At 36.9% G+C, this 16,472-nt stretch carries 14 protein-coding genes; all 14 read left to right on the forward strand.

What is annotated here, in order from left to right; translation table 11 throughout:
- Nucleotides 1-428: 428 nt before the first annotated feature.
- A complete protein-coding gene (locus tag ACFQ3N_RS02370) occupies nucleotides 429-758 on the forward strand; it encodes a DUF3870 domain-containing protein (RefSeq protein WP_390359179.1) in 330 nt (109 codons plus the stop codon).
- A 141-nt stretch (nucleotides 759-899) separates the two neighbouring features.
- Complete coding sequence (locus ACFQ3N_RS02375) at nucleotides 900-1,562, forward strand: CoA transferase subunit A (protein WP_390359181.1); 663 nt, start codon at nucleotides 900-902, stop codon at nucleotides 1,560-1,562.
- Nucleotides 1,559-2,206 (forward strand): 3-oxoacid CoA-transferase subunit B, encoded by a 648-nt coding sequence (locus ACFQ3N_RS02380; RefSeq protein ID WP_390359182.1) that lies wholly within the window; start codon nucleotides 1,559-1,561, stop codon nucleotides 2,204-2,206. The genes ACFQ3N_RS02375 and ACFQ3N_RS02380 overlap by 4 nt, the downstream gene beginning before the upstream one ends.
- Before the next feature lie 16 nt (nucleotides 2,207-2,222).
- Nucleotides 2,223-3,413, forward strand: a complete 1,191-nt coding sequence (locus ACFQ3N_RS02385; protein ID WP_390359184.1) for a thiolase family protein — start codon at nucleotides 2,223-2,225, stop codon at nucleotides 3,411-3,413.
- On the forward strand, nucleotides 3,406-4,773 hold the full coding sequence (locus tag ACFQ3N_RS02390; protein ID WP_390359186.1) for an aminotransferase family protein: 1,368 nt from the start codon (nucleotides 3,406-3,408) through the stop codon (nucleotides 4,771-4,773). Before ACFQ3N_RS02385 ends, ACFQ3N_RS02390 begins: the two co-directional genes overlap by 8 nt.
- An 84-nt stretch (nucleotides 4,774-4,857) precedes the next feature.
- Nucleotides 4,858-5,868 carry a tripartite tricarboxylate transporter substrate binding protein gene (locus tag ACFQ3N_RS02395; protein ID WP_390359187.1) on the forward strand — a complete coding sequence of 337 codons (1,011 nt, stop codon included), beginning with the start codon at nucleotides 4,858-4,860 and terminating at the stop codon, nucleotides 5,866-5,868.
- A gap of 29 nt (nucleotides 5,869-5,897) precedes the next feature.
- Entirely contained in the window at nucleotides 5,898-6,368 is a 471-nt protein-coding gene (locus tag ACFQ3N_RS02400; RefSeq protein ID WP_390359189.1) for a tripartite tricarboxylate transporter TctB family protein, read from the forward strand.
- Between the two features lie 18 nt (nucleotides 6,369-6,386).
- Complete coding sequence (locus ACFQ3N_RS02405; protein ID WP_390359191.1) at nucleotides 6,387-7,889, forward strand: tripartite tricarboxylate transporter permease; 1,503 nt, start codon at nucleotides 6,387-6,389, stop codon at nucleotides 7,887-7,889.
- A 4-nt stretch (nucleotides 7,890-7,893) separates the two neighbouring features.
- Nucleotides 7,894-9,405 carry a M81 family metallopeptidase gene (locus ACFQ3N_RS02410; RefSeq protein WP_390359193.1) on the forward strand — a complete coding sequence of 504 codons (1,512 nt, stop codon included), beginning with the start codon at nucleotides 7,894-7,896 and terminating at the stop codon, nucleotides 9,403-9,405.
- A 39-nt stretch (nucleotides 9,406-9,444) separates the two neighbouring features.
- A complete protein-coding gene (locus ACFQ3N_RS02415) occupies nucleotides 9,445-10,257 on the forward strand; it encodes a creatininase family protein (RefSeq protein ID WP_390359195.1) in 813 nt (270 codons plus the stop codon).
- 702 nt (nucleotides 10,258-10,959) lie between these two features.
- On the forward strand, nucleotides 10,960-12,561 hold the full coding sequence (locus tag ACFQ3N_RS02420; protein ID WP_390359197.1) for a PucR family transcriptional regulator: 1,602 nt from the start codon (nucleotides 10,960-10,962) through the stop codon (nucleotides 12,559-12,561).
- 178 nt (nucleotides 12,562-12,739) lie between these two features.
- Nucleotides 12,740-13,720: an agmatinase gene (speB, locus tag ACFQ3N_RS02425; RefSeq protein ID WP_390359199.1), complete on the forward strand. Its 981-nt coding sequence runs from the start codon at nucleotides 12,740-12,742 to the stop codon at nucleotides 13,718-13,720.
- Between the two features lie 11 nt (nucleotides 13,721-13,731).
- On the forward strand, nucleotides 13,732-14,715 hold the full coding sequence (gene speB, locus ACFQ3N_RS02430; RefSeq protein WP_390359201.1) for an agmatinase: 984 nt from the start codon (nucleotides 13,732-13,734) through the stop codon (nucleotides 14,713-14,715).
- Between the two features lie 140 nt (nucleotides 14,716-14,855).
- Entirely contained in the window at nucleotides 14,856-16,316 is a 1,461-nt protein-coding gene (locus tag ACFQ3N_RS02435; RefSeq protein WP_390359203.1) for a sodium:solute symporter family transporter, read from the forward strand.
- Nucleotides 16,317-16,472: the final 156 nt, after the last annotated feature.

Here is a 16,472-nt window from a genome sequence, read left to right on the forward strand (position 1 = left end):
TCAACTTTATTTGGTGAGGAATTTCCCAACGAAGAATGCTTTCTCCTTTCATTGTAGCGAGAACTTATATAGTAATTTACCGCTTTAAGCCTTTGAAAGGATTGTTATTACGGAATAATTCTTTCATATAATCAAACTTCTTCCCTGTTGACGGGAACATTCCCTTTCTCATAATATTCAAGTTTATCAATTAGTAAATATTTCCTATTAACTTCTTCTATGAACCATGGCTCAGACCCTCTACTACGCAAAATCTATACCAATAAATTATAAGTTGTAGTAGTTAACGATAGGGTCTTAGTTTCTATAAAAAAATTTTTTGTAAAATGCATTTGAATTTTCTTAATATTTCTGTTACATTATATTTAGCATGTTGAATGATTCATCTCAATTCAGTTTGGAAATAACAGAAAAAAGTTGGAATTCTTATGCGAAAACTGAACACACTTTTAGTTACGGGTTATTCGCGTGCACCTCAAGGAACGTCGATGTATGAGGTTCATAAGCATGCAGGGATTGTTCTTGAAATTAATTTTGTAACGCATACAATTGAACGTGTAGACTTTACCTTTGTAGCGGATCTGACAAAAGACTTTTTTAAAAGGTTACTTGAAGGATACTGCTTGGAAAAAGGTTTGGATCCGTTAATTGAGCGTATTCAAAATCACTATTTTGCTCCTTCTCAACAAGCGGTTATTGTTGCTTTACAGGCGGCAGTTCAACGCTATTGGGATTGTGTGAAAGAGCAAAACGTATAATTTAGTTTGGTTTAAGTGTTGTAGAGAAATGACCTTTCTCTATTTACTCATTAGAGCCTAGCTAATTAACTACCTTCGCCTATAATGGGCATGTGTGGTTATTTTAGCTAGGTTCTTATTTGTTTCTGGGAGGCTAGATAAATGGAAAAAATCATGACATCTGAACAAGCAATCGCTAAGATCAAATCTGGGGATACTCTAATGGTTGGTGGTTTTGGTTTAGTTGGATGTCCGCTACATTTGGTTAAATCAGTCGAAGATACGGACCTTAACGAGTTGACGGTAATTAGTAATAATTTAGGTGAACCAGGAAATGGATTAGGTAAATGGGTAAATCAGAAACGGATCAAAAAAGGTGTTGGATCTTTTTTTACCTCTAACCCTGATGTTGTTAAAGCTTACCAAGAAGAAGAGCTGGAGATCGAATTAGTCCCTCAAGGTACACTAGCTGAATCAATGCGAGCAGGAGGGGCTGGAATAGGTGGCTTTTACGTTAGGACATCGGTAGGGACTAAATTGGCCGACAATCTTGAAGTGAAGGAAATTAAGGGTATACCGCATGTGTTTCGAGAGTCTTTTACAGCGGATGTTGCGTTAATAAAAGCGTATAAAGCAGATCGACTAGGGAATCTTGTGTATACTAAATCAGCTCGTAACTTCAATCCTGCCATGGCAACAGCTTCAACATATGTAATTGCGGAAGTCGACGAAATTGTTGAAGTTGGTGAGTTATCAGCAGAAGAAATTATAACACCACATTTATTTGTTGATGCGATTGTTTGGCCAGGGGGTGAAAGTAGATGAACATGAAAGAACGTATCGCTGCTCGAGTAGCGAAAGAATTTTTAGAAGGGGATATTATCAACTTAGGTATTGGGATCCCAACATTCATCCCAAATTATCTCCCAGAAGGTATTCAGGTATTCCTGCATTCTGAAAACGGGATTTTAGGAGTTGGCCATACACCAGAAGGGGATAAGGTTGATCCAAACATTGTCAATGCAGGCAAGAAATCTGTAACCGTAAATGAAGGCGCTTCCTTTTTTGATAGTGTAAATTCATTTGCGATGATACGAGGTGGACATATTGATGTTGCGGTTTTAGGTGCTTTAGAGGTTAATGCAAAAGGTCAAATTGCCAACTGGGCAGTTCCTGGAAAACCTGTTTTGGGTGTCGGAGGAGCTATGGATTTAATCGAAGGCTCACAAAAAGTGTTTGTGACAACTACACATATGACAAAAAATGGGAAACCTAAGATTGTTAACGAAAATAAATATCCGCTGACATCTCATCGAAGCATCGATATGATTGTGACGGATAAGGCAGTTTTTCATGTGCGAGATGAAACATTGTTCCTTACTGAAATTGCGCCCGAAAGCAGCTTAGAAGAAGTAAGGTTACTAACAGATGCCTCATTCCAAGTGAGTGAAAATATAAAAACGTTCTAATGAAAGGAGAGATGATATGGTAGTGGTTGTAAATGCTTATCGTACAGCGATTGGCAAATATGGCGGTTCGTTATCTGATCATACACCTGAAGCTTTGATGACGACATTAATGAAGAATAATTTAGCAAATGCAGGATTAACTTCTGATCTAGTTGATCAAGTGATCACTGGTCAAACGAAACAGAGTGCTCATGCTGCTAATATCGCCCGTATTGCAAGTTTGGCTGCAGGTATCCCGGAAACAACAACTGCATACACCGTACATATGCAATGTGGATCTGGCCTACAGGCTGTCTATGATGCGTGGATGTCTATTAAAACTGGGCAGGCAGACGTTGTGTTAGCTGGGGGGGTAGAAAATATGTCACGGGCACCATTTTATACAGCTGATAACCGTTTCAAACCGAAAACGGGAAACCAGACCATGTACGATAGCAATACAGAAAGTCAAAACAAATCTCAGCCAGAAGCTATTTATGGCAGTTTTAACATGGGTCAGACAGCTGAAAATTTGGCAAGGAAATACAACATTTCTTTTGAGGAACAAAATGAATTTGCTTACAACAGCCAAATGAAAGCAAAAAAAGCGATAGAATCTGATCGATTTTCAGATGAAATTATTCCTATTGAAGTAGCTGACGGTAAACGACGAACGCGGCTGTTCGCAAAAGACGAGCACCCAAGAAAGGTGACGCTAGAAAAATTAAATGATCTACCAGCTATTTTTAAAGAAGATGGAACAGTCACAGCAGGTAATTCATCCGGAAGAAATGATGGAGCTGCAAGTTTGTTGTTGATGAATGAAGAAAAGGCAAAATCGTTAGGACTTAAACCAATGGCTAAAATTAAATCATTAGCTGCAGTAGGCGTAAATCCTGCGGAAATGGGAGTTGGTCCTGTCCCGGCAACTAAAAAAGCTCTTAAGCGATCTTATTTAACCCTAGATGATATAAATCTCATTGAATTGAATGAAGCCTTTGCTTCTCAGTCATTAGCTGTCATGAAGGAGTGGGGTGAAGACCATCATCATAAGGTGAATGTCAACGGAGGAGCTATTGCTTTAGGTCACCCATTAGGTTCATCGGGTGCAAGAATATTAGTGACGCTTATCCATGAAATGCACAAACAAGAGTCTAAATATGGTTTAGCTACGTTATGTGTCGCGGGTGGACAGGGTATTTCTACAGTTGTTGAGAATTATGAATAGAAAATGGAATGACAACGTGGGCCAAGATCATGTGTTTCATCGAAATTTTAACCAATCATACCCACATATTGCAAAGGGAGAGGGGATCTATCTTTACGATACGCAGGGGAAACGTTACTTGGACGGAAGTTCAGGGGCTGTCGCAGTTAATATTGGCCATGGTGTTAAAGAAGTTGTAGAAGCCATGACTGAGCAAGCATCACAGATTGCCTATATCCATACATTACGCTTTGAAACGAAAGTCCAACAAGAATTAGCTTCTTTGATTGCTTCATTAGCTCCTAAAGAACTGGATACTGTATACTTCACATCTGGAGGAGCAGAGGCAAATGAAAGTGCTTTAAAGCTGTCAAGACAATATCATCTGGGGAATGATCATCAAGGAAAGTTTAAAGTCATCAGCCATAGCATAAGTTATCACGGTAACACCATGCGGACATTATCTATAGGAGGTGATCAGAAAAGAAAAAAATTATATGATAAAGAACTTCATGGTGGCGTGATTCAGATAGATCCCCCCTATGATAAAAGAAATGATTTTCAAGGACTTCATGAAGATGAATATGTCAGTTGCTGTTTGGATCAAATCGAAAAACAAATCATCAAAGAAGACCCTGAAACAATTAGTTGTTTTTTCATTGAACCCATTGTCGGTAGTCAAATAGCCGCATTTGTTATGCCTGATGGATATTTAGAAGGCATTCGTAAGCTTTGTGATCGGTATGACATGTTATTGATTGCAGATGAAGTGATGACAGGATTCGGCCGAACTGGAAAAGTATTTGCTGTTAACCATTGGGATATCACACCAGATATTATTACCTTTGCGAAAGGGGTATCTAGCGCATACGCTCCATTAGGTGGCATGATTGTTAAAAATCATATTATTCAAACTCTTAAAGGTAGTTGGGATGGGAAGTTTGCCCACGGTTATACCTTTAGTGGGCATCCAGTCGCATTAGCAGCAGGTAAAGCAAACATTGATTACTTATTAGACAATGACCTAATAAACCATGTGCAAGAGAAGGGCCGATACTTATACAGTAAATTAACTGAATTAATTGGTAATTTCTCATGTGTTGGAAGTTTAAGAGGCGAAGGGCTATTATTGGGTTTTGAATTATATAAAGACAAACAATCATTGGAACCCTTTAAACCCTCACAACAAGTGGCAGAAACTTTAAATCAAATATGTATTGAAAATGGAGTTCTATTTTATCCTGGTCAAGGTAGCATTGACCAACATCCATTTGATCATATGCTCGTAGCTCCTCCATTTGTTATTACTGAGGATGAAATTGACCTTATGATTGACTTGCTAGAGAAAAGTTTACGTACATTTAGAAACCATTTTTGTTAAGGTGGTTTTGTTGTTGGAGCGTATGTTACACGCCCTTCGTATAATGTATCTTATAAAAAAGTAGATATAAAAGGAGAGGTTAAGATGATGAAAAGAATTACATTATTTACATTTATGATAATAGTTGCTGTTTTATTTTTAACAGCATGTGGTTCTGATGTTGGAAGTGAAACAGGTGATAATGGAAGTGAAACAGATGTAGATATGGACAATTATCCAGATGGAACGGTTCGTTTAGTTGTACCTTACTCAGCTGGTGGAGGTACAGATACAGTAGGCCGTGCGATTGCGGAGTACATTGATGTAGACAATGAGTCAATGATTATTGCAAATATTGAAGGTAGTGGTGGTTCTATTGGGACCAAGGAGGTTGTCGATGAAAGTCCAGATGGTCAAACACTTTTAATTCACTCAGTAACAGCTGCTGTATCTGGTTATCATACAGGATTGTATGACGAAAGAGTATGGAAACAGTTAAAGCCTGTAGCAGCATTGGTTTCACAAAGTGGGGGTATTGTTGTGAGTGCTGACTCTGAATTTGAAACAGCAGAAGATTTAATTGAATTCGCAGAAAATAACCCAAATGAATTATCCGTCGGTGTACCAGGAATCGGAGGCGGTGGTCACATCATAAGTGCCATTTTTGCTGATTCAGCTGGTATAGATGTTAACTTCGTACCATTTGATGGTTCAGCTGATTCTCGTGCAGCTTTAGCAGGTGGTCATATTGATGTTATGTCAGGTTTCGTTTCAGAGTTCTACGACTTTATCCAAGATGGTGAATTTAGAATGCTAGCTTCCACAGGTAGTGAACGTGCTGAACAATTACCAGATGTACCGACATTTAGTGAGTTAGGTATTGATTTTGTCTTAAATCACAGAAATGGCATCTATGCTCCAGCTGACACACCTGATGAAGTGATTGACTACTTAAATAAACGATTACAAGAGGTCTCAGAAAATCAAGAATTTATTGATTTAATGAATAGTCTTGTGACAGAAGTGGACTATTTAAATGCTGAAGAGTTTGAAGCTGAAATGGAAAGTTTAGATTCAATAATTGAACCAGTTGGTCACTTAATCAGTGGTGAATAACTTGGACTAGACTGAAAGGTGGAGGATTTATGGTCATTAACTCTGAAAGGGCTTTAGCGATTGGGTTCTTTTGTTTTAGTCTATTTATGTTCGTAGCGAGTCTCAATATTACTTCCAGTATAACTACTGGCGCTGCAGGACCTTCATTCTTTCCAAGATTATGGTCAATCATTTTAGGAATATTAAGTATCTTATACTTTTTTGAAGCAGGTAAGAGAATTGATCCTGACTCTCACAAGGGTCTTAAACAGACCCTTCGTGAGAACAAAAAAGTATTTATTATGCTAGCAGCGGTTTTAGTTTATATTTTTTTATTAGACTATTTAGGTTATATAATATCGACTTTTTCTTTACTTACATTTGCTATTTACATTTTAGATATAAAAAAAGAAATTTCTAAACTTAAAATTTACATGATATCGCTCGTTGTTACACTTGGAACATACTTTGTATTTACTAACATACTTAATGTCTTTTTACCATCAGGAATTTTTTATTAGTAAGAGAGGAGGGATATTATGGATTTCATTATTATAGGTGTCCAAGAAGTTATTAATATTCAAACACTCTTACTAATTCTTGGTAGTGTGTTGATGGGGATATTATTTGGTGCAATACCAGGACTTACGGCTTCCCTCGGTATCGCTTTATTACTACCCTTTACATTTGCTTTAGGTCCAGTTAATGGATTATCTGCTCTTATTGGTGTTTATGTAGGAGCGACATCTGGTGGACTAATTTCTGCAACGTTAATTGGGATTCCGGGAACGGGTGCATCGATTGTTACGACCTTTGATGGGTATCCACTCGCACAAAAAGGAGGAGCTAATAAAGCGTTATCCATCGGTGTCTTTGCTTCATTAATCGGTGGAATAATCAGTATGATTCTCTTAACATCGATTTCACCATTATTAGCACAAGTAGCTTTACAATTTGGGCCATGGGAATACTTTGCGTTAGGAATTTTTGGTCTATCCATTGTTGTTAGTGTATCGAGTGACCATATGTTAAAAGGGTTGATTGCAGGTTGTCTAGGAGTAATGATTACATTAGTGGGTCTAGACCCCGTCTTGTCAGTCCCACGTTTTACATTTGATGTGTCTCAATTAATGTCTGGTTTTAGTTTATTACCAACATTATTAGGGTTCTTTGCTGTTTCATTATTTTTCAATGAGTTAAATGTTTTGAATGATAACCAAAAGCCAATTCAATTATCGCAGTCGTATTCAATTTTTCCACGTTTACAGGAAATTAAAAGTAATATTCGAAACCTCATTCGTTCATCTTTTATTGGTACGATGATTGGTATTTTACCAGGTGCTGGTGGAAGTATCGCCTCCTTTTTAGCCTATGATCGAGCTAAAAAAGCATCTAAAACTCCTGAAAAGTTTGGAACAGGCCACACAGAAGGTATATTTGCATCTGAATCATCCAATAACTCCATTACAGGGGGTTCATTGATACCATTAATAACACTAGGGATACCAGGCGATATGGTAACAGCTGTAATTTTAGGTGGATTACTTATCCATGGACTACAGCCAGGGCCTTTGTTATTTGATAACAATCCTGATGTTGTTGGTTCAATTTTTATTAGTTTATTACTTGCAACTATTGCAATGTTTATTATTCAAAGTAGTTTAATGCGTTATTTCGCTAGGGTCATTCAAGTACCTAAGCATATTTTATTACCAGTTATTATAATCATGTCTATGGTTGGAACATATTCTGCAAATAACCGAATCTTTGATCTATGGGTCCTTGTTATTTTTGGTTTCATTGGATATATTCTTTTACGAAATAAATTCAATTTAGCACCATTAATTTTAGGTTATATTCTAGGTCCAATTATTGAATCAAACTGGCGCCGGGGATTAATGGCATCTAATGGTGACTTTACACTCTTTTTCACCAGGCCCCTTTCATTATTATTATTGATTGCTACCGTTTTAGCAATAGTCTTACCACTTATTACATCAAGGCGAGAGAAAAAGAAAAAACTCGCTTCTGGAGGTAGTTAATTCTATGAAGAAGTATAGAATTGGTGTTGCTTTTTTCTATCATGAGTCTCACACGTTTAGTCCAAGTAAAACGACTATAAGTGATTTTGAAAAAGAAGCATATCTAAAAGGAAACGATATTCTTGAACATTACCAGGGAACAAAAACAGAAGTTGGAGGATTCATAGATGTTTTAAACCAACATGACCAAGTCGAAATTATTCCGCTTGTTTGTGCGGCTGCTATTCCTTCAGGGACCGTAACAGATGAAGCGTATCAAGATATTCGACATCAATTAATTGGAACAATTGAGCAAAGTGGTGAATTGGATGCCATTTTAATTGCCCTTCATGGCGCGATGGTTGTTGAAAGTATATCCGATCCTGAAACAGCCATGTTAAAGGAAATTCGTCAAGCTGTCCGCAATGATTTGCCAATTGCAACGACATTAGACCTCCATGGAAATATTGGGGCTGAAATGGTGAAGTTAACCCCCCTTCACTTTGGGTTTAAAACATATCCACATGTAGATATGTATGAACAAGGCTATAAAGCGGCCGAAACAATTATGGAACTTTTAATCAATCAAACCACTTATTACGCTTCCCTTGCTAAGTTGCCTGTTTTATTACCGAGTATAAACATGAGAACGGCGGAAGGCCCGATGCGTGAGTTAACCGAAAAGGCTAAAAGTATTGAGGAATCAGATATTAATATTTCAGCTGTAACGATTTTTGGAGGATTCCCTTATTCAGATATCCCTGAAGCTGGAACAAGTGCTTTAATCGTCGGAACCAATCAAAGAGTTGTAGATCGCGTCGCAGAAGAATTTACTCAGTATATTTGGGAATACAAAGAAAAGTTTATATATCACTTACCTACTATTGATGAGGCTGTTCAAGAAGCTATATCATTTCGTGGCAAGAAACCAATTGTATTAGCGGATATATCTGATAACCCTTTAAGTGGAGGCACTGGTGATACAACAGGGTTACTAAGTAAAATGGTTGACGCTAATATCGACAATTCATTATTTGGAGCACTCTACGATGAAGAATCTTTACAGATATGCCAGGAAAATGGAGCTGGATCAACGGTCCAATTATCCTTAGGCGGCAAGTGGTCTTCAGAGTTTGGTGAACCAATAGGAGTAAAAGCTGAAGTCATTCATGTGACAACGGGAAAATTTCGGAATAAAGGTCCAATGAATACGGGTGTTCTAGTAAACACAAATGGAGCCACACACATTCGAGTGGGCAATATGGATATCCTTATTACTGGTAGAGCACTTTCAGCAAACGATCCTGAATTATTTAGACATATTGGAATTGAGCCGACAGAAAAGAATGTCATAGCAATGAAAGTGAAAAACCATTTTCGTTCATCTTTTGAAGACCTAATGGAAAGAGTTCTTTATGTGGATGCTCCTGGTCTGGCTTCAAATGATTTGACAGTCTTCGATTTTAGGCATATTCCAAGGCCGATTTGGCCACTTGATAATATAGATTATGATTTTGAATTAACACGATCAAAATAATATATGTTTGACTATTAGTTTATACAAGGAGGGCTTTCTATGTCAGTCGATTATGCTCATTATAAATGGCCTGAGATTCCAAAGGTTATAGAGAATAAGGGAGTCGCAATTTTGCCATTAGGTGCAACTGAAGAACACGGACCACATTTACCATTAGATGTTGATACAGAAATTACGGTTAATATTTGTCGGGAAGCGGCTAAAATTACGAATAAAGATGTCGTTTTGCCGCCTATTCCATTTGGGTTTGAAACACATCACATGGGTATCCCAGGTACGATTGATATTCCATCAGATATACTGATCGATTTTGGGAAAGCTGTTACGAACAGTTTGGCACATCACGGGTTTAAACATATTTTACTCGTAAATGGCCATGGAAGTAACCGCCCTATTATCGAATTAATTGCCCGTAATACGATTATCGAAAACCCAGATACATTATGTGCATCCATTTCTTGGTGGGAATTGAAAGATGTTAGAGATGCAGCTGAAGGTATCGTTTCGGAAGAAGCAACCAGTCATGGGTGTGATCTTGAAACCTCGGTGTATATGCACCTACATCCAGACAAAGTTGATATGGATTTAGCTGTCGCAGATGGATTGGGAAAACCAACCCCTCATTTTTGGAGTGATTTATTGGGAAGACGACCAGAGGGCTTTAAGAATCCTGCAAAAATGATGGAAATTTGGGATACTTTTACCTCGACAGGTGTTAGAGGTAACGCAAAAGTCGCTTCAGAGGAAAAAGGAAAAGTACTTTTCGATGCAGCTAAACAAGAATTAGCAGATCTATTGGACGAATTTAGAGAGAAAAAACCAGGTAAGCCTATGGGGCCAAATAGTATATAATATAAGTTTTATTAAAACCAATACGACTATTTATGTTCGTGTTGGTTTTTAGTGTGCTCCACTGTTACACAGTCCAAGTGGTTCAAATTCACACGATAGCTTTACTCTATTGAGTGACGTAGCCGAAGTAGGATCCTCGCTCTAAAAGGACAGGATTGACAGGGTATCCTCTGTGAAGGGGGATCTGAAAGAAGCTCTAGGACGGTTCTTAAAGGGGACAATCGGAAGTTTTGCGTGAAAAAAGGCACAACGAGAGGTTTTACTCTGCTCGTTGTGCCTTTTTCTCGTTATATGTAATTACTCACTTTATTAAGAGGAATCCTCTACATTAATCCTTTAGATGTGCCTTTTTACAACCAGGACATAAAGTCACATCAGTGCCTAGAAGTTTAGACAAAATTTCCGTGTTACTGAGTTAGCCATCGCAGAGCGATTTAGTTTTACTTCTATTGCTTCATTTGCTTTCAGATGCCCTAATAAAGCATTTGTTTTACTCAAAAGCCAGTGTAGTGTTAACACTTGTTAAAAAAGTATTAAAGCCATTTAGTTTGTATAGAACACTAAATAAATAATTAATTAATAGAAGGAATTCGTATGAATTTCTAGAATATATACAGATATATTAGGCTATATTCGAACTATGAAAGAATAAGGTGTCTGAATTAAGAAGTTAAACCAAATAGACACGGAGGTGTTTGATTCATGAAAGACCCGTTAATTCATTCAAGCGATGTCGAGTTTTTAACGTCTATTAATCAACTGCTAATGAAAGATAAACCAATTGAAATTTTGCTACAAGAATTATTGGATTCAACTTGTCATCATTTATCCAATGAATTAGGTTTGTTCGTGATGACAGACAAAAATCAGGATCAGGCACGATATATTTTTCCTACTTTTCTACAAAATGGGAAGACTGAGCCAACTTCTTCAATTAATCAGAATATATTAACGGATGCTGTAAAACTAGGGGATCAAGCTACCATTCAAAAATTATTTAAAGTGACTTCAAAAGAGTTCTATTGTAAAACACTAATCGAAAACGAAAAAATGCAGCTGGTATTCATCATAGGAGTATCTAAAACGCAATACGAATTACTCGATCATGTATCCTCACAGGTTCAACTCGTTCTTCACAAACACGAAGAAACAAATAAGCAACAGCAAACAATAGTCATGCAAAATTATACATTCGCATCGAATCGTAAACTATCACAAGGTGCGTTAGAAGGGAAAAACATTCGAGAAATTTGTGAGTTATTAAGTGAAATAATTCAACTTCCAGTTTGTTTAGTTGATAGCTTTTTATATGAAAGGTATACATCAAATGTTTTTAGTGAGTTAAGTCAATTTCTCGATTCAACCTATTTCTATGATACTCTTTTTACGCATTGCGAACTGACAATAGAAGAAAATATCGGAATTTTCCCGATCAAAAAAAAGCGGGAGATTCTCGGTTTTTTTCTAGTTCAATTAGACGGGGAACACATTTCAGATTTTACTCAAATTAACATTGAGCACGGGTTAAACCTTATTGCACTTCAACTTATTAAGGAACATGAATTAATTGATACGAAAAAACAACTTGCCGGAGAGATTTTAAAAGAATATATGTCTAGCAAAAAGAAAAGAGAATTTGCGAAAAAACTTGATGCGTTAGGGGTTAATAATAATATACCTTGTTATCACATTTCCCTAACAAAAGTCGAAGAAGAATCACTTGATAAAGCATTAAACATTATTTATATAGAATCAACATCCCTGACATATATGCCAATGCTCACTCCTACAGGAGTTGTTTTTTTTACTAAGTTTGGTCGTGAAGAAATGGAGCGTTTCGTAAAAAATATTGTAAGGTTATTGGTTCAGTATGAAATTGCCCCTTCCATTATGGTTGGGAGAAAAGTGAACAACATTTTCGACATTGATACATCATTTAAAGATACAGAAAATATGGTTAACCGTGTTATCAATAAAGATGCAAGAATTCAATTTTTCGATGATATGTTTATTGAAAATTTACTAATTGATATACCAATCGATAAAGCCAATGATTACATCTATAAGAAATTGGGTACTTTAACAAAAAAAGATTCTCGTGAACAAATCCTATTTAAAACATTAATTGTTTATTTAAACAGCGATCTAAATCATAAGGAATCTTGTAAAAAGTTAAACATTCACATTAACACCCTTTATTATCGATTAAACACATTAAAAAATGAGTATGATATCGACCTATCAAATTACGAGGAGGTATTCGCCATTCAACTTGCCCTTAGATTAAAAGATTTAATAAAATAGTAATTCTAAAAAGCTGTTTCGATTTCTATCTGAAGCAGTTTTTTTATAGATTGTAAAAATTTCTAATAAATAATTATTTTTTTCGTATATTTATCCATAGTATATTGTTGGCTAATAATTTAGAATATTAATAATTAACAGTATATTTATAATTCAATAATCGGAAAGGGTGTAAAAGATGAGAGATGAAAAAGAGGTATTAAATCTTCCGTTTGTAGGAATCACATCATTCGGGAAGTATCCTATTCAAACTGATTTTGAACATTTGGAGGCTGATATTGCAATTCTAGGTGTACCATACGATCTAGGAACACAATGGCGATCTGGCACAAAAATGGGACCAAGAGGGATTAGAGATGCTTCAACACTTTATAGTTTCGGTCTAAAAGGATCATATGACTATGAACGTGATGATTTTTACTTAGCACAACCAGCAAAAATCGTTGACTGTGGTGATGTTGATATGGTTCATGGAGATCTACATCAGTGTTTTGAGAATATTGAAGAAGCGGTTAAAAAGGTCGTAAGTAAAAAAGCTGTCCCTGTCTTACTCGGTGGTGATCATTCAATTACGATTCCACACGCTAGAGGTTTAGCAGAATCAGGTCCTTTTCATGTTGTGCAGATTGATGCGCACTTAGATTGGGCGGATCATCGATCAGGGCAACGTTTTGGACAAGGAAGTCCGATACGTAGAATGTCGGAAATGGATCATGTGAAAGAGATACTTTCGTTAGGTATAAGAGGCATTGGGTCAAGTCGCAAAGAGGATTTTGAGGATGCAGAAGCTTATGGCAATCAAATTTTTTCTCCGCAAAAGGTAAGAGAAATAACAATTGAGAAAATAATTGAATCCCTTCCTAAAGGAGAAAAAATTTTCGTAACTCTTGATATTGATGCATTAGATCCTGCGGTTGCTCATGGAACGGGTACACCTTCACCAGGAGGTTTTTCATACGATGAAGTGAAATGGATGCTAGAAAAGATTGCAGATCACGGAGAAGTTGTAGGTTTTGATCTTGTTGAGGTATCACCACCTTATGACCCGACAGGTGTAACAAGCTTAACTGCTGCAAGGCTTATTTTGGACTTTATGGGTTATATCTTAAAGAAAAAGGAACAAAACGGCCAACTCATTGGTCAACAAACTGTAAAGTAAGGAGTTTTTATATGAGTAGATATGCAAAACGAGAAGGTTGGGTTAAGGAAGAGCTAGACATGCCGTTTACAGGTATTACCTCTTTTCGAAAATATCCAATTTGTAATAACCTTGATGAATTAGACGCAGACGTTGCTATTATCGGTGTACCCAATGACATGTCGACTGCATGGCGTTCCGGCTGTCGGATGGGTCCACGATCTATACGTGAAATGTCATCATTATACGCTTTTGGGCCAGGCTATGACCCAGAGCGAGATGAAGATTACTTAGGTGATCAGTGGAAAATCGTTGATTGTGGGGATGTACCGATGGTAAACGGAGACCTCGAGCAATGCCATGAAAACACAGAAGAAATGATTAAAAAAATTATTGAAAAAGGCGCAATTCCAGTTGTAATGGGTGGGGATCATGCAATTACTATTCCAGTTGCATATGCACTAATGCCACATAAAAAAGTAAACGTTGTCCAAATTGATGCACATCTTGACTGGTTAGGAGAGGTATCAGGGCAACGGTTCACACTTAGTCATCCAATGCGCAGAATGTCTGAAATGGATCATATCAACCAAATGGCACAACTAGGTATACGAGGTGTTGGGAGTAGTCAACGCAAGGATTTTGAAGATGCAAGAAATTACGGCAGTATTATTTTATCTCCGAAACAAATTAGAAAGATTGGTATTGAAAATGTGTTGAAAGACCTACCAGATGGAGAGCAATATTACATCACGATTGATATTGATGGATTAGATGCTTCCGTTGCACCAGGGGCAGGATCACCATCTCCAGGGGGCTTCTATTACAACGAAGTTAATGAATTATTGGAAGCTGTTGCAAAAAAAGGGGATGTTATTGGATTTGATCTTGTTGAAGTGAACCCCTTGTATGATCCAACAGGTGTCACATCACAAATTGCAGCCCGCCTGATGATCGATTTTATGGGTTTCATTTTAAAGGAAAAGGAAAACAACAGATTAAATCATGATACTTAATTAACATGAAAAGGAGTGAATGGTTTGGAGACATATCAAATATTCTTAACGTTGTGGCTAGGTCATATTGGGTTAAGTATAGCTGTCATATTTATCTATATTTCTAGGTTTGTAGAAGAATAAAATAGAGGAGGATTTATATGGAACCTTTAATCATGTGGGGCTATATTGTACTCGTTGTATACCTTATAATCTTATTAGTAATTGGTTATATTTCTAGCAAAAAGGCAAAACTCAACGTTGAACAACATTATTTGGGTGGAAGATCAATGCCAGCAATTGTCGTTGCTATCACCTTTGTCACGGCTTCAACAAGTGCTGGTGCGTTTATGGGAGAACCTGGTTTAGGATATTCGGTCGGAATGCCTTCTTTGTGGACATCGATCACAATTATTCCAGGTCTTATATTTGCAACACTTATTTTTTCAAAAAAATTACATGCCTTTTCAGTAGTTACAAACAGTGTAACTATTCCGAGCTATCTTGGAAAAAGATATGATAGTAATGTATTACGTGTTGCCTTAGCGGTAGTATTAGTCCTATTTTATGGTGTCACTATGGTCGGTCTCTTTAAGGGGGCAGCCATTTTGTTCAATGCAGTAATGGGTATCCCAATGAACACAGCACTTATTGTTTTTGGGATTATCGTTGCCATATATGTTAGCTTTGGAGGATTCCGAGCTATTGCATGGACAGATGTTGTACAGAGTGTTCCCATGGTGTTATTTTCACTAATACTTATTACGTATTCATTTTTAAAAGTTGGAGGACTCTCCGGATTAGGTGAAAGACTAGCGGATATAGATCCAAGTCTGACAAATATGTTTGAGCCTACTCTGTATTCACCATTAGGCGTAATTGGGCTTTATGTGTTTTGGATGATTGTCTTTTCATCAAACCCTTATTTGTCTACAAAATTTATGGCTTTAAAAGATTCGCGAAAGAAAACAATGAGGACTTTTTTAATAACAGTTCTTATATTCACTGCCATTTTAAACTTAAACTTTATTATTGGACTAGCAGCGCGCCCATTGTTACCGAATCTTGGGGAACCTGACTTTGCTACAATTGAAATGGCAATTCTACTTTTACCACCAATTATTGCAGCAATCTTAATGATAGGGATTTTATCTGCTGTTCTTTCAACAATAGATGCGATACTGTTAGTAATTGGAACATCAGTCGGTGAAGATATTTATAAACACTCTATTAATCCTAACGCAACAGATCAACAGGTAATAAATGTTACGAGAATTGCTATTGTTTTAGTAACCTTTGTTGTAGTAATCTTCTCCCTTTGGAAAACACCCGATTTACTCGCTTTACTCATGTATGTTGGTTTGTCTGGTGTAGGGATTGCGATAGCTCCTTCATTACTAACTGGTTTATTTTGGAGGAAGGCGTCTAAAACAGGGGCACTCGCTTCATTGTTTATTGCTGTACCTTTCTACGGTTATATTAATATGGCAACAAGTATAAATCCTTATGTAGGAATTCTATATGGTACAGTTGTTGCGTTTGGCATCATGATTGTGGTCAGCGCATTTACGAAACCACCAAATGATCAAGTCGTTGGTCAATTTATGAAGAAGGCAAGTTAAAGATGAGTTAGTATATAAATGATTCAAAGATAGTGAAGAGTTTTCTTAGACGAAGGCTCTTTGCTATTTTTATTACATTGTGATATCGTTATGATCATTTTGGGAAGAAGGCCATTAGTTGTAGCCTTCGATATGCCCATTTTATAAGGGTGTTCG

The sequence above is a fragment of the Virgibacillus byunsanensis genome, from assembly GCF_042675965.1.
In the GTDB taxonomy this organism is placed as follows: Bacteria; Bacillota; Bacilli; order Bacillales; family Amphibacillaceae; genus Virgibacillus_R; species Virgibacillus_R byunsanensis.

Excerpts from the sequence above, each read along its gene's own strand:
- ACFQ3N_RS02370 (WP_390359179.1), top strand. The coding sequence starts at position 429 with ATGCGAAAACTGAACACACTTTTAGTTACGGGTTATTCGCGTGCACCT.
- ACFQ3N_RS02375 (WP_390359181.1), top strand. The coding sequence starts at position 900 with ATGGAAAAAATCATGACATCTGAACAAGCAATCGCTAAGATCAAATCT.
- ACFQ3N_RS02380 (WP_390359182.1), top strand. The coding sequence starts at position 1,559 with ATGAACATGAAAGAACGTATCGCTGCTCGAGTAGCGAAAGAATTTTTA.
- ACFQ3N_RS02385 (WP_390359184.1), top strand. The coding sequence starts at position 2,223 with ATGGTAGTGGTTGTAAATGCTTATCGTACAGCGATTGGCAAATATGGC.
- ACFQ3N_RS02390 (WP_390359186.1), top strand. The coding sequence starts at position 3,406 with ATGAATAGAAAATGGAATGACAACGTGGGCCAAGATCATGTGTTTCAT.
- ACFQ3N_RS02395 (WP_390359187.1), top strand. The coding sequence starts at position 4,858 with ATGATGAAAAGAATTACATTATTTACATTTATGATAATAGTTGCTGTT.
- ACFQ3N_RS02400 (WP_390359189.1), top strand. The coding sequence starts at position 5,898 with ATGGTCATTAACTCTGAAAGGGCTTTAGCGATTGGGTTCTTTTGTTTT.
- ACFQ3N_RS02405 (WP_390359191.1), top strand. The coding sequence starts at position 6,387 with ATGGATTTCATTATTATAGGTGTCCAAGAAGTTATTAATATTCAAACA.
- ACFQ3N_RS02410 (WP_390359193.1), top strand. The coding sequence starts at position 7,894 with ATGAAGAAGTATAGAATTGGTGTTGCTTTTTTCTATCATGAGTCTCAC.
- ACFQ3N_RS02415 (WP_390359195.1), top strand. The coding sequence starts at position 9,445 with ATGTCAGTCGATTATGCTCATTATAAATGGCCTGAGATTCCAAAGGTT.
- ACFQ3N_RS02420 (WP_390359197.1), top strand. The coding sequence starts at position 10,960 with ATGAAAGACCCGTTAATTCATTCAAGCGATGTCGAGTTTTTAACGTCT.
- speB (WP_390359199.1), top strand. The coding sequence starts at position 12,740 with ATGAGAGATGAAAAAGAGGTATTAAATCTTCCGTTTGTAGGAATCACA.
- speB (WP_390359201.1), top strand. The coding sequence starts at position 13,732 with ATGAGTAGATATGCAAAACGAGAAGGTTGGGTTAAGGAAGAGCTAGAC.
- ACFQ3N_RS02435 (WP_390359203.1), top strand. The coding sequence starts at position 14,856 with ATGGAACCTTTAATCATGTGGGGCTATATTGTACTCGTTGTATACCTT.